General features: G+C 74.5%; 7 protein-coding genes. 3 read left to right on the forward strand and 4 right to left on the reverse strand.

The window, feature by feature from the left end:
- Positions 1 to 25: 25 nt before the first annotated feature.
- Entirely contained in the window at positions 26 to 4,720 is a 4,695-nt protein-coding gene (locus WMF43_RS02695; RefSeq protein WP_437677319.1) for a sigma 54-interacting transcriptional regulator, read from the reverse strand.
- Positions 4,721 to 4,755: 35 nt separating this feature from the next.
- Positions 4,756 to 5,688: a hypothetical protein gene (locus WMF43_RS02700; RefSeq protein WP_437677321.1), complete on the reverse strand. Its 933-nt coding sequence runs from the start codon at positions 5,686 to 5,688 to the stop codon at positions 4,756 to 4,758.
- A 341-nt stretch (positions 5,689 to 6,029) separates the two neighbouring features.
- Here WMF43_RS02700 and WMF43_RS02705 point away from each other — a divergent pair, with 341 nt between their 5' ends.
- The 3 genes from WMF43_RS02705 to WMF43_RS02715 all read left to right on the forward strand — a co-directional run bounded on the left by WMF43_RS02705 (position 6,030) and on the right by WMF43_RS02715 (position 9,085).
- Positions 6,030 to 7,196 carry an alpha/beta hydrolase gene (locus WMF43_RS02705; protein ID WP_437677322.1) on the forward strand — a complete coding sequence of 389 codons (1,167 nt, stop codon included), beginning with the start codon at positions 6,030 to 6,032 and terminating at the stop codon, positions 7,194 to 7,196.
- Positions 7,197 to 7,296: 100 nt separating this feature from the next.
- On the forward strand, positions 7,297 to 8,517 hold the full coding sequence (locus tag WMF43_RS02710; protein ID WP_437677324.1) for a GNAT family N-acetyltransferase: 1,221 nt from the start codon (positions 7,297 to 7,299) through the stop codon (positions 8,515 to 8,517).
- A 7-nt stretch (positions 8,518 to 8,524) separates the two neighbouring features.
- Positions 8,525 to 9,085, forward strand: coding sequence for a J domain-containing protein (locus tag WMF43_RS02715; protein ID WP_437677326.1), 561 nt, complete (start codon positions 8,525 to 8,527; stop codon positions 9,083 to 9,085).
- 54 nt (positions 9,086 to 9,139) lie between these two features.
- On the opposite strand, the gene WMF43_RS02720 is transcribed toward WMF43_RS02715, so the two are convergent.
- Both WMF43_RS02720 and WMF43_RS02725 read right to left on the reverse strand, forming a co-directional pair.
- A complete protein-coding gene (locus WMF43_RS02720; RefSeq protein ID WP_437677328.1) occupies positions 9,140 to 12,478 on the reverse strand; it encodes a protein kinase domain-containing protein in 3,339 nt (1,112 codons plus the stop codon).
- 416 nt (positions 12,479 to 12,894) lie between these two features.
- Positions 12,895 to 13,611 (reverse strand): thioredoxin family protein, encoded by a 717-nt coding sequence (locus WMF43_RS02725; protein ID WP_437677330.1) that lies wholly within the window; start codon positions 13,609 to 13,611, stop codon positions 12,895 to 12,897.
- Between the last annotated feature and the right edge of the window lie 6 nt (positions 13,612 to 13,617).

Consider the following 13,617-nt stretch of genomic DNA (forward strand, 5'->3'; position numbering starts at 1 on the left):
CCAGGCCGGGCCAAGTAGCCGCGGATCACTGGATCCCGTACTCCTTCAGCCGCCGGTAGAACGTCCGGCGCGGCAGCCCCACGACCTGCGCGGCCTTCACCCGGTTCCAGTTACAGCTCGACAGCGCGACCAGGATCCGCTCCCGCTCGCTCGCCTTGTGCGCGTCGAGCGACGTCTCGATGCGCTGAGGCTCGCTCGGCGTCGGCGCCCGGCTGCTGCTCGCGGGAGCCCCGCCGCCGCTGCCCGACGCGGGCGCGCGCGACAGGGGCGCGACCTCGCCGCCCCGCAGCGAGCGCGGCGCCGCGTCGGGCAGCTCGAAGTCGTCGCTCTCCAGCTCGGGGCGATCCGAGAGCACCCACGCGTTCAGCAGGACGTTCTCGAGTTGTCGAACATTTCCAGGCCAGCTGTACGCCGAGAGCCGCTTCAGCGCGGCGCGCGAGACGCTGCGGCGATCGCGGCCGTAACGCGCGGCGAAGATCCCGAGGAAGTAGTCGATGAGCAGCGGGATGTCCTCGATCCGCTGGCGCAGCGACGGGATCCGCACCTCGACCACGTGCAGCCGGTAGTAGAGGTCCTCGCGGAACGTGCCGCGGGAGACCATGTCGGCGAGATCCCGGTGCGTCGCCGCGATCACGCGCGCGTCGACCGGCTCCTCCCGCGAGCCGCCGACCGGGCGCACGACCTTCTCCTGCAGCACCCGGAGCAGCCCCGCCTGCATCTTCTGCGGCATCTCGCCGATCTCATCGAGCAGGATGGTGCCCCCCGTCACCTCCCGGAAGAGCCCCTTGCGGTCCCGATCCGCGCCCGTGAACGCGCCGCGCACGTGCCCGAACAGCTCGCTCTCCAGGAGGTGCTCCGGGATCGCGCCGCAGTTGATGCCCACGAACGGCCGCTTCGCCCGCGGGCTCGCGTTGTGGATCGTCCGGGCAACGACCTCCTTGCCCGTCCCGCTCTCGCCCGTGATGAGGATCGGGATGTCCGTGTCCTTCACCCGGTCGATCAGCGCGTACACCCGCCGCATCGCCTCGCTCGTCCCGACCAGGCCCTCGTAGCCGAAATGGCCGCGGATCACCGCCCGCGCCGAGCGCAGGTCCCGCCGCGTCGCGGCGAGCTGCGCGGTGCGGTGGCCGAGCAGCTCCTCCAGCTTGGCCCGCGCGGCGCGCAGCTCCTCGTTGGTGCGCTCGAGCTCGCGCGCGCGACGCTCGTTCTCGCTCACGAGGCGCGCGGTCTCGATCGCGATCGCCAGCTGGTCGGCCAGCGCCGTCAGCGTGGGCAGCTCGGCCTCGAACTTCGCCGCCGCGCTCAGCCGGGTCTCCAGGTACAGCGCGCCGATGACCTGCCCGCTCCGCTGCCGGATCGGCACGCAGGCCACCGACTGCAGCATCAGCTGGTGGACCGAGACGTAATCGCTCATCCGCGCGTCGTCCCGCGCGCTCGCGGTCACCACCGGCTCGCCCGTGGAGATCACCCGCTCGGCGATCGAGCTCGAGAAGCGCGCGTGCGGGTCGTCCCCGGCCTGGTCGCGCGACGCGTGGATCGAGAGGTCGACGGCGGTCTCGCCCGGGGCGGCGGGCGGCTCGTCGCGCGGCGGCCGCTGCAGGATGATGAACCCGCGCTCGGCGCTGAGCAGCGCGATCGCGTGGTCGGTCACCTTCGCGAGCAGGCGCGCGAGATCGTGCTCGCCCGCGATCTCCCGGTTGATCTCGAGGACCCGCGCCAGCCGGTCCTCGCCGGGGGCCGGCGCGCTCTGGGTGAACGGCACGGTGCGGCCGCTCATCAGCTCGAGCATCGCCGCCGCCCGGATCTCCTTGCGGCGCGCGTCGTTCCAGAAGACCTCGCGCAGGTCGCGCGGCAGCTTCGAGGCGATCTCCTCGAGGGTGATCAGCGCCTCCTCGCGGTCGTGGCGCGCCCGGATGAGGTGGCCCCGCTCCGCCTCGAGCTGGGCCCGCGCCTCCAGCGCGCGCCAGATCCAGTCGCGCTGGCCCGCGGCGCGCGCCGCGTCGAGCGCCTCGTCGTACGCGGCCCGCGCCCGCCGCTCGTCGCGCGCGAGCGCCGCCACGCGCCCGCGCGCGAGCGCGAGCAGCGCCCGGTGCGCCCCGGTGCTGCCGAGCCGCGCCGCCGCCGCGTCGATCTCGTCGCCGAGCCCGCGCGCGTCCGCGCCGGGGCGCGCCACCGCGAAGAGCACGCGCTCGAGCCGCGCCTCGACCGCGTCGACCCGCCGGCCCATCGCCTCGTACGCCTCGGCGCACTCGAGGCAGAGCCGCTCGGCCTGCTCGAGGTCGCCGGAGCGCGCCGCGTGCTCCGCCTCGAGCGCGAGCAGCTGCGCCTGCTGCTGCGGCGCGAGGTCCGCGCGCTGGGCGGCGAGCGCGTCGATCGACACCCGCGCCCGCGCGAGCCGCCCGAGGTAGAGGTCGAGGTTCGACAGGTTGAGCAGCGCCTGCCGGATCGTCGCGACGCGGCCGGAGCGCCGGCCCATGTCGACCGCGGCCTCGAGGTGGCGGATCGCCGCGCCGAGGTCGCCCTGGAGCTTCGCGATCGCGGCGAGGTTCAGCCGGGTCGTCGCGAGCGTGCCCGCGTCGCCGGCCTGCTCCGCCGCCGTGAGCGCCTCCTCGTACGCCGCCTTCGCCTCGCCGAGCCGGTCGTCCCGCTGGAGCGCGAACGCGAGCGACACGAGCGCGACCGACAGGATCCGCGGCTCGCCCGTGAGCCGCGCGAGCCGGACCGCCTGCTCCAGCGTGCGCTTCGCCTCCTCGTGCCGCGAGGCGAAGCTCTGCGCGAGCCCCCGCATCGCCACGGCCTCGGCGAGGATCGCCTCGGGCGACGCGCCGAACTCGGCCCCGAGCCCGTGCGCCGAGTGCGGCCCCCGGGCGAGCTCCGCCTCGAGCCGGATCGGCCCCACCCGCTCCGCCGCCTCGCTCGCGCGGCGCTCCGCCTCGCCGTAGTCGCCGGAGCGGACCAGCGCCCGCGACATCTGCAGCGACCAGAACGCCGAGAGCGCCGAGTCGCCCGAGGCCTCGACCTCGTCCTGCACGCGGCGGAGCTCGGCGAGCGCGCGCGCGGCGTCGCCGCGGTTCATCGCGAGCCGCGCGCGCGCGATCACCACGACCGGCGCGCCGTCGCCCTCGTACCGGTCGAGCGCCTCCGCCGCCGCGTCGAAGTGGCCGCGATCGAGCAGCCGGTGGATCTCCGCGGGCGGCAGCGCCGCCCCCTCCGCGCCGGCGTCCGCGGCGCCGGGCGCCGCGCCCCCCGAGGCGGGCGGGCCGTCGAGCAGCCGATCGACGTCCTCGGTGGAGGCGACGGGCGCCCGCGCGATGCGCGCCACGATCTCCCGGATGCGCCCCGGCCACCGCCCCGCGCGCGCCACGACGTGCGCGGCCACCGCGTCGCTCAGCGACGGGATGGTGCGCTGCACGAGCTCGCGGGCGACCTGCTCGTCGAGCGGCTCCATCGCGAAGATCTCGAGCGCGCGCTGGGCCGACGCGCCCGCTCCGGCCGACGCGCCCGCTCCGGCCGACGCGCCCGCTCCGGCCAACGCGCCCGCTCCGGCCCGCGCCGGCTCTGCCCCGTGCACCAGCACCAGCTTGCCGCCGGCCTTGCGCACCTCGTCGAGCCGCTCGAGCTCCGCGGCGCCGAGCCGGTCGGCGTCGTCGACGAGCGCCGTCACGCGGCCGAGGTCGTGCCCCGACAGCTCGATCGCGAGCGCCTCGCGCGGGTCGGCCACGCTGCCCGCCTCGACCCACGCGACGGCGTACCCGGCGACCTCCAGCGACCACGCGATGCGCCGGAGCAGCGCGCTCCGCCCCGACCCGGGCGGCCCCGTGATCGAGAGCGCGCCGCCCTCGCCGAGGGCCATGATCTGCGCGTGCAGCCGCGCGGCCTCCGCGTCGAGCCCGACGATCGGCCACACCACCGCGCCCGGCTCCGCGCCGGGCCTCCCGCCCGCGTCGCCCGGCTGCGCGGCCTCCTCGGGCGGCGCGCACGGGAGCCGCGCGGCGCGCCGGAGCGCGTTCGCGAGCTCGTCCGCGCTCGGATAACGCGCGTTCGGATCCCGCTCCATCGCCCGGTCGACGACCGCCTGGAGCGCGGCGGCGGCCTCGGGCGCGAGCTCCCCCGCGCTGTCGCGGCTCGCCTCGGCGAGCGTCGCGCCGAGCGCGAACACCTCGGCGCGGACGGTGAGCGGATCGCCCTTGAAGAGCTCCGGCGCGGCGTAGCGCGGCGTGATCCCCACGGGCCGCGAGCCGTCGTCCCGGAACGGCGCCGACAGGCCGAGATCGACGAGCGTCGCGCGCCCGCCCTCGCCGACGACGATGTTCGCGGGCTTCACGTCCCCGTGCAGGACCAGCGCGCGGTGCAGCCGCGTGAGCTGATCGGCTGCGTCGGCGATGGCCGCGAGGTTCTTCGTGAGGTCGCCCCTGCGCGCGAGCAGATCCGCGAGGCTCATCCCCTCGACGAGCTCGCGCACCAGGAACGGCCGCCCCGACCCGGGCAGCCGGCCGAAGCGCAGCACCCGCGGCACGCCCAGCCCCTCGACGCCCGACAGCGCCGCCGCCTCGCGGACGAGCGCGAGCACCTCGGGCTCGTCCGCGTCCTCGCCGAGCGTCTTCAGCGCGACCGTCTTGCCGGTGATCCGGTCGCGCACCGCCCACACCTCGCCGCCGCCGCCCTTTCCGAGCGCCCCGATCGGCTCATAACGCGGAGGGAACAGCGGCCGCGGCGTCACGTCACCCCTCGATCCTCAGAGGCCATACCCCGACATCAGAGGCCATACCCCGCGGACAGCCCGAAGTAGAAGCCCGTGATCGAGAAGCCGGTGTCGAGCCGGGTCTGGAGCTGCTTGATCGGCTTGTACCGGAAGCTCACCTGCGGGAACGAGATCCACGGGAACACGTTCGGCTTCGAGCCCCCGTTGACCCAGCTCGGCTCGTCGTAGTCGCCGAAATGGTTGTTGGACGCGTCGCAGAAGCCGCCGCTCGGGCCGGAGCACTTGCTCCAGGCGCCCACGTCGTCGGGGCTCAGGTTCGACGGGTCGTTCGGGTAGGCCTGCGCGCGGTAGAGGTTGCCGAACACGACGCCGAGCCCGACGCCGGCGCCGAACTGCACCGAGAAGCGACCCTTCTCCTTGTCGAGCGGGATCTCGACGAAGAGGATATCGGCCGTGAGATAGAGCAGCTTGAGGTCGCTCGACACCATCTCCCAGGCGAAGTTGTCGTCCTGCTTCCCCTTGAAGAGGAACGGATCCATCGAGTAGTCGGCGTAGGAGATCGCGAGATCGATCTCGAGGCCGTCCCTGCGCGTGACGAACTCCGGGCCGGCCGTGAACACGTTCACCGTCGAGCCGCCGTCCGCGAAGAAGTTGATCATGAACTTCGGGACAATGACGTTCCGGAACCGGGCCCCGAGGAACCGGTACGTCTTGCCCTCCCTCTCGAGCGGCGCGTTGTCCGCCGCCTCCTCCGGCGCGGGCGCCACCTTCTCGTCCTTCTCGCCCGGCGTCTTGTCGCCCTGCGCCTGCTCGTCGCTCGCCTGCTTGTCGGCGGCGAGCGCGTCGTCCGGCTCCTTGTCGAACCCGTCCTCCGACTGCGCGCGGGCGCCGGTCGCGAAGCTCACCACCCCGAGCAGCGCCGCGAGCGCTGCGGCCCTGGCACGCACCCCGGACGCCAGCCGCCGACCCGTCTTGTTGTGGTCCATTGTAGGTCACCTAGCGATGCATAAGGTCAGGACCGGCTCCGGGCGCCCGCGGAGCGAGCGCGCCGAGGCCGGACTCCAGCTCTCCATGGGCGCGCCCGGGGTTCACCGGGTGCCAGTCGCAGGGCAGGGTACACGAGACGCAGCGCCGTGTGACGCCCGCGTACCGCCCACGGCGGAGCTTTTTCTGCGGCGGGCCGCGCACGTCGGCGGCGCGCCGAGCCGCCTCGGCTCGCCGCCAGGCGCGACGCGGCGCCGGCTCGGTTCGCCTGCTCTATTCGCCTGCTCTAGGCGAGCCCGGCCGAGGTTGCGCACAGCGCAATGATCCGCAATAGACGGAAAGGATGATCCTCCATCAGTGCCAGGTCGAGCAGACGGTCGACCGTGATGAGCGGGACAGGTTCATCAAGGAGCTCGTGGTGGTGCGGGTCCGGAGCTCGGCGCCCGAGGCCGCGCCGGCGAGCCGCAGGGGTGAGGGGGCGCGCTCGTCGTGGGTCGAGGACCCCGCGGTGGTGGACCGGGAGCCGGTGGTGCGCGACGTGCCGCTCGCGATGATCCGCAAGCGGAGCGCGCGGCTGCGGAGCACGGTGGCGAGCGTGCTCCTGATCCACGGGTACGGCCAGAACCGCTACATCTGGCACCTCCCGTCGCGCAGCTTCTCGAACTACCTGGCGCGGGCGGGCTTCGACGTGTTCAACCTGGACCTCCGGGGGCACGGGCGGTCGCGGCACCTCGGGGCGCGGCGGCCCGGCCACGTGACCGACTTCGTGCGCGAGGACCTGCCCGCGGCGATCGAGGAGGTCCGGCGCATCTCGGGCCCGCGGCCCGTGTACCTCATCGGCCACTCGCTCGGGGGACTCATCAGCTACGCGACGGCGCCGACGATGGGCGGCGCCGTGGGCGGGATCATCACGCTCGGGAGCCCGTACCTGTTCACGCACGGCTCGCGGCTCCTCTCGCTGCTCGGCCGCCTGATGCTGACCGTCGACCAGCGGGTCCCGCTCGGGCAGGGGGCGCTGGCGCTCTCGGCGTGGGGGGAGCCGTTCCGGTACGTGCGGGCGTTCGTCGAGAGCCCGATCTTCCCGCTGCCGATCCGGGGGTTCGTCCCGGGCTCGATGGAGACCCGGGTGCTCACGCAGCACATGTCGCTCGCGATGGACAGCGGCAGCATCACGGTGCTCCGGAACATGTTCCTCGACGCGGCGGCGGCGCGGAAGAGCGGCCACCACATGGGCAGCCTCTTCGGCTACGCAGAGCGCTTCGAGGCGATGGATCTGCCGCTGCTCGTCGTCGCCGGCACGCGCGACGACCTCGCGCCGCCCGCGTCGGTGAAGCCGGCGTACGAGTTCAGCAGATCGTCGGACAAGACCTACCGCGAGTTCCCGCGCGGCCACCTCGACATCGTCGTCGGCAGGGACGCGCCGCTCACGGTGTGGCCGCTCATCGAGGCCTGGCTGAAGACGCGCGTCAGGCGCGCGGCGGCGAAGGAGCGGGAGCGGCTGAGCGCGTGAGCCGGCGCGACCGCATAGCCGTCGCCGCGCCCCCTCCCGCGCAGGCTCCCGGCGGTGAGCCCGCCCGCGCGGAGCGGTCCTCTTTGCTATCGTGGCGCGCATGCAGATCGAGCTCCGGCAGCTGACCGCCGAGCACCAGGCCGAGTTAAGCCAGCCCATCCTCAACGCGTTCGGCGCCCCGCTGAACCCCGAGCGCCTGGAGGGCATGAAGCGCCTCCCGGAGTTCACGTGGCGCCTCGGCGCCTACGACGGCGACGTGCTCGCCGGGGCCGCCGGCGCGTTCTCGTTCACGATGACCACGCCCGGCGGGGCCGTCCCCGTCGCCGGGCTCACGATGGTCGCGGTGAACCCGACGCACCGCCGCCGCGGCATCCTCACGGCGCTCATCCGCCGGCACCTCGACGAAGCGCGGGCCCAAGGGCAGCCGATCTCCTCGCTCTGGGCCACGGAGGGCACCATCTACGGCCGCTTCGGGTACGGGCTCGCGTCCCAGGCGTGCTCGATGTCGATCGAGCGGGATCGCGCGGCGTTCCGCGGACCTCCGGGCGCCGAGGGCCGGGCGCGGCTGCTCGGAGAGGCCGAGGCGCTCGAGGCCTTCCCGCCGATCTGGGAGCGCGCCCGCCCGCTCACCCCCGGGATATTGTCGCGCTCGGCGGTGTGGTGGCAGGTCCGCCGGCTCGCCGACAACGACTTCATGCGCAAGGGGGGCGGCCCGCTGCAGCGCGTGGTGATCGAGGTCGGCGGGCGCGCCGAGGCGTATGCGCTCTACTGCCTGCACCACGCGTGGGATCCGTCCAACATCCCGGTCGGCTCGGTCCGCGTGATCGAGGCGATCGGCGCGACGCCGCTCGGGACGAGGCTCGTCTGGCGGTACCTCTTCGACATCGACCTGGCGCAGCGGATCGAGGCGAGCCTGCTGCCGATCGATCACCCGCTCTGCCTGCTCGTCGCCGAGCCGCGGCGCCTGCGCCTCACGGCGGCCGACGGGCTGTGGGTGCGCATCGTGGACGTCGAGGCCGCGCTCGCGGCGCGCGCCTATGGCAGCGGCGAGACGCTCACGCTCGAGATCACCGACCGCGATTGTCCCTGGAACGCCGGCCGGTTCCGGCTGCACGGGGGCGAGCGGCGCGCCGCGCGGACCATGGACGCGCCGGACCTCCGCCTCGACATCGCGGCGCTCGGCTCGGTGTACCTCGGCGGCGTCTCCTTCCAGCGCCTCGCCGACGTGGACCAGGTCGAGGCGCTCACCGAGGGCGCCGTGGAGCGCGCGGACAGCCTCTTCCGCGCCGCGCGCGCCCCGTGGTGCCCGGAGATCTTCTGAAGGCCCCATGACGCTCCCGCTCCGCGGCGTCTACGCGGTGACGCCGACGCGCCGCCGCCGCTTCCTGTGGGCCGCCTGGTGGACGGCCGAGCCCGCGCGCGAGCCGTTCCGCCCCCCGGACGCGAGCCAGGGCGGCGCGCGCACGGCGGAGGAGGCGCGGGCGCAGGCCGAGCGCGCCGCGGGGCGCCCGCTCGTCGAGATCGAGCCGGCCTGGGCGACGGCCTGGGCGCGCCTCCTCCGCGGCGAGCCGCCCTGGCCCAGGCCGCGCGCGCGGCGCGAGCCTGCGCCCGAGCCGCCGCCGCCCGAGCCGCCGCCCGCCGAGCGCGCCGGCGAGGGCCGCGCGCGCGGCGCCCCCGCGCGGCCCTCGTCCGCGCGCGGCGTGTCGCCGTTCGCGGTGCTCGGCCTGCCTGACGCCGCCGGCGCCGCCGAGGTCCGCCGGGCGTTCCGCCGGCTCGCGCTCGCCACCCACCCCGATCGGGGCGGCGACGCCGCCGAGTTCATGCGCGTCAAGTGGGCCCACGACGAGGCGATGTCCCGGCTAACGCGACCGCGGCGCCGGGATCGATAGGCTCGGGCCGCTCGCGACGCTCGTCAAACAGAGCCTGCCGCCGCGGAGCGCACGCTACAGGCGATCCCCGTCGGCCTCGAGCAGCGCGCGCGCCTCGTCGCGCAGCGGCGCGTAGTCGCGCGCGAGCAGCGGGTTGCCCTCGATCGCCAGCTCGATCCGGGTCCCGGCGAGGCGCGCCCGATCGAGGCGCAGCGCCGGGTCGCTCTCCGCCCTGGCCTCCACGAGGAGCAGCGCCCCCTGCTCGGCGATCGCCGCGGGCAGGCCCGGATCGATGCCGATCGCGCGGTCGATCATCGCGAGCCCCGCCGCGATCTCCGCGCGCGTGCCCTCGGGACCCTGCCCGGCCGAGGCCGCGCGCCGGCGATAGACCTCGGCCAGCGCGCCGAAGATCCGCGCGTCCCCGCCGTTCGACGCGATCGACTCGAGCGCGCGGAGCAGCGACCGCTCCGCCGCGTCGAGCGGCGCCGCCGGGCTCCTCCCGTGGGACGCCGCCCACCGCGCGGACAGGAGGTGGAGCCTCCCGAGCGCGAGGTGCGCCTCCGCGTTGCGCGGCTTCGCGGCCACGAGCGGCTCGAACGCGCCCCTCGCCGCCTCGATCGCGGAGGTCGGATCCTCGCCGCGATCGAGCGCCGCGTGCGCCGCCTCCGTGAGCGCGAGGCCCGCCCCCTGCTGCGCCTCGATGTCCTCCGGATCGAGGTGCGTGGCCGCGCCGTAGCTGTCGAGCGCCCGCGCCAGCGAGACCTCCGGGCTCGCCCCGGTGAGCCGCTCGTGCCGGGCCTCGATCAGGTACGCGAGGCCCAGGTTGCTGTACGACGGGAGGTTGTCCGGGAGCAGCCGGATCGACGCCTCGAGGCTGTCCTTGGCCAGCTCGAGCGACTCCTCGGGCGGCATCCCGTGGTCGAGCTCGTACTGGGCCCGCTGCGCGTAGAACCAGCCCTGGTTCACGCGCGGCGGGGCCTCGTCCGGGTCGATTTCGATCGCCCGCTCGAGGTGCGACGCGCTGAGCTCGAACAGCCGCAGGGGATCTGCGCCGTGGGACGCGCTGTACTCGGCCATCATCCCGTACGCGATGCCCGCGTCGTTCCACGCCCAGGAGGAGCTCGGGTCGAGCGCGATCGACCGCTGCATGTTCTCGACCGCGCGCTCGAGCGAGGGCCTCGTGTCGCGCCCCTCCGCGCCCTCGTAGGACGCGATCAGGAAGAAGCCCGCCCCGACCGCGCCGTACGCGGTCGCGTCCTTCGGGTCCCACCGGATCGCCTGCTCGCCGGCCGCGATCGCCTGGTGGAGGTCCGGCCTCGGGTCCGAGCCCCGCGACAGGTCCCGCTTCGCCCGGACCACGTAGGCCCGGGCCTTCTTCACGTGCGCGCCGCTCGCGCGCGGCTCGGCGCGGATCGCCCGGTCGCAGCTCTCGATGAGCCTCGCGAAGGTCCGGTCCAGCTCCTCGCCGAGGTGCGCCTCGATCCGCAGGATCTCGATGTAGGCGCCCGCGGTCGCCTCGTGCAGGTCGGGATCGCTCTCGGCCATCTGCGCCGCGACCTCGTACGACGCGATGGCGCTCTGGAACCCGGCGAGCGCCTCGGCGCGCTCGCCCCGGTCGCGCGCCGCCGCCCCCTTGGCGAACAGGATGTCGCCCTCGAGCTCCTTCGCCTCGTAGTCCCAGGGCGCGCGCGCGAACGCCCGCCGCGCGTCGTCGAGCGCCTCGTCGAACCGCTCCTCGTAGAGCGCGATGAGCGCCGCGGTGTAGGCCGACGGCTCCGCGACCTTGCGCGCGCTCTCCCGCAGGTACTGGATCGCCCGCTCCTTGTGCCGCTCCTGGAGCTCGGTCTGGCGCGCGGAGCGCTCCACCTTGCCGCTGCGGCGCCGCGCGCCGTCGAGCCGCTTGCGGTAGAGCATGCCGTGCGCGAGCCCCGCCGCGAACTTCGCCTCCTCGGCGGCGTACCCGCTGCCGAGCGCCGCCTCGAGCCGCGCGAGCGCCTCCTCGGGCTCGTGCAGCGCGAGGTGCCCGCGCCCGAGCGCGTAGTTGCCGGGGCCGGCCACGAGGTCGCCCGCGTCCCCGCGCATGGCCTGCATCTTCCGCTCGATCTCGGCCATGCGCGCGCGGATGACGTCCTTCTCCCGCGCCACCTCGTGGAGGGGGAGCGCGTACGCGTAGCGCATGAACAGCTCCATCTCCTTGACGTCCTGCCCGAAGCCCTGGGCCAGGGAGGCGACCTGGGCCGAGAGCTCGGCCTGGCGGGCGGCGGCGAGCCGCTCGCGGACGGCGACCGCGCCGACGAACGAGAGCACCACGAGCGCCGCGGCCCCCGCGGCGACCGCGAGCTTGTGCTTCTGCGCGAGCTTCAGGGCGAGGTACCCGAGGCTCGGCGGCCGCGCCTCGATGGGCTCGCCCTCGAGGTAACGCCCGAGGTCGAGCGCGAGCCGCTTCGCGGAGTCGTACCGCCGTTGCGGCGCCTTCTCGAGGCACTTCATCACGATGGTCTCGAGGTCGACCGGGATCTCCTTGTCGAGCTGGCGCAGCGGCGCGGGGAGCTCGTTCGCCACGCGCCAGACGAGGCTCGTCAGGCACGCATCGACGAACGGCGGGCGCCCGGCGAGCACCTCGTAGAGCGTCGAGCCCAGGCCGTAGACGTCGGTGCGGCGGTCGAGCTGCCGCGGGCCCCCGGACACCTGCTCGGGCGCCATGTAGGCCGGCGTCCCCTCCTCGGTGAGGCTCGGCCTGCCGTCGGCCGCGATCTCCCGCGCGAGGCCGAAGTCGACGAGGTAGGGGCGGAAGGCGCCGTCGGCCGTGCGCTCGACGAGGATGTTCGCCGGCTTGATGTCGCGGTGGATGAGCCCGAGCCGGTGGGCGGCGTGCAGGCCGTCCGCCACGTCGGCCATGACCTTCACCCGCTGCTCGAGCGTCATCTTCCGCGCGACGTGGTGGAGCGGCTGGCCGTCCACGTACTGCATGGCGATGAACGGCTGGCCCTGCGCCTCGCCGACCTCGTACACCTTGCAGACGTTCGGGTGCTCGACCCGGGCCTGGGCCTGGGCTTCCCAGATGAGGCGCTGGACGAGCTCCGGATCGTTGTCCCGGATCAGCTTGAGGGCGACGTACCGCTGGAGGCGCGGGTCCCTGGCCTTGTAGACCGCGCCCATTCCCCCCCTGCCGATGAGCGACAGGCACTCGTACCGGTCCCAGTCGCGGATGGGGAACCGGAGCGGCGCGGGCGAGGGCGGCGGATCGACGCAGACGAACACCGTGTCTTGGGACGCGCCCGAGTCGCCCGGGGGATCCGAGCCGCCCGGGGGAACGGAGCGAGGCCCGCTCCGCGCGGCGCTGGACGTGTGGTCCAGGTCCGCCGGCGGCGCGGCGGGCGCGCCCTCAGGGCCCGCTCTTCCCGTCCGGTCCATGATTCAGGCCCTTCTCAACATCGAAGGCGGCGCCCCTCGGGCGCAGGGGCCCTGACTCCCGCCCTGGGGCGCCTCGCGACCGCGCGGAGCTCGGCCGGCGGCCGGAGGAACGAGCGCGTCGCGGCGCGGCTTCGCATCAGCACCTGCCTGCCTTGGAAGCTCCCAGCGCGTGATCCCGAGTCGTCATCATCTCGAACTGCCTGGGCTGCTTGCCAGCCGGCAGCCTCGCCCGGGCTCCGGCCGTGTGCTCAGCGCATGAGCCACTGGCAATCTTAAAAGACTCGCGCACAACGGTAGACCGGCCGTTACGGCCGTGTCAACTCCCCCGACGCGCCGGCCGCGGGTATGGCGGCTGACATGGGCTGTTCTGCGGCGCGTGTGTCACGTTGGCCGCGTTGGCCGCGTTGGTCGCGCGCTCAGTACTTGACGGTGCAGCCGAACGCCTCGGTCTCGGGCGTCGAGACGGGCTTGCCGGCGGCGAGCTCGGCGAGCGCCGCGTCGACGTAGTTCGTGACCTTCTCGTCCGGCTCGGGCTCGCCGCCCTTGGTGCTGTCGATCGCGCCCGCGTAGACGAGCGTGCCCTTCGGATCGATGACGACCATGTGCGGCGTGCGCTGCGCGCCGTACGCGCGGCCGACGTCGCCCTTCTCGTCGAAGAGCAGCGGATAACTCATCCCGAACTCGGCCTTCGCCTTCGTGTTCTCTTCCTTGGTCGTGCCCTGCTTGCCCGGAGCGCCCGAGTTGATGGCGAGCCACACGACGCCGTTCGACGTCTGCTGCGCCGGCACATCCTTCAGGCCGCCCTTGCGGTGCGAGAGCTGCACGAAGGGGCAACCGGGGTTGAACCACTCGAGCACCACCGTCTTCCCCCGGTAATCGGAGAGCTTGACGACCTTGCCGTCGATGTCCGGCAGCGAGAAGTCCGGCGCGGGCTGCCCGATCTTCGCCTGAGCCGACGGCGCGGCCTTGGCGTCCGCCTTGGCGGCGTCCGCCTTCGCGGGCTGCTGCGCCGCGGCGCCGGGGGTGACCGCGGGCGCGGCCGGCGCGGCCGGCGCGCCGGCGTCGCCGGGCTGTGTGCACGCGGCGAGCGCCGCGGCGAGGAGGGTCAGGGAAATCAGCTTGTTGGTCATCATCAGGGC

Source organism: Sorangium sp. So ce131 (assembly GCF_051519095.1).
Classification (GTDB): domain Bacteria; phylum Myxococcota_A; class Polyangia; order Polyangiales; family Polyangiaceae; genus Sorangium.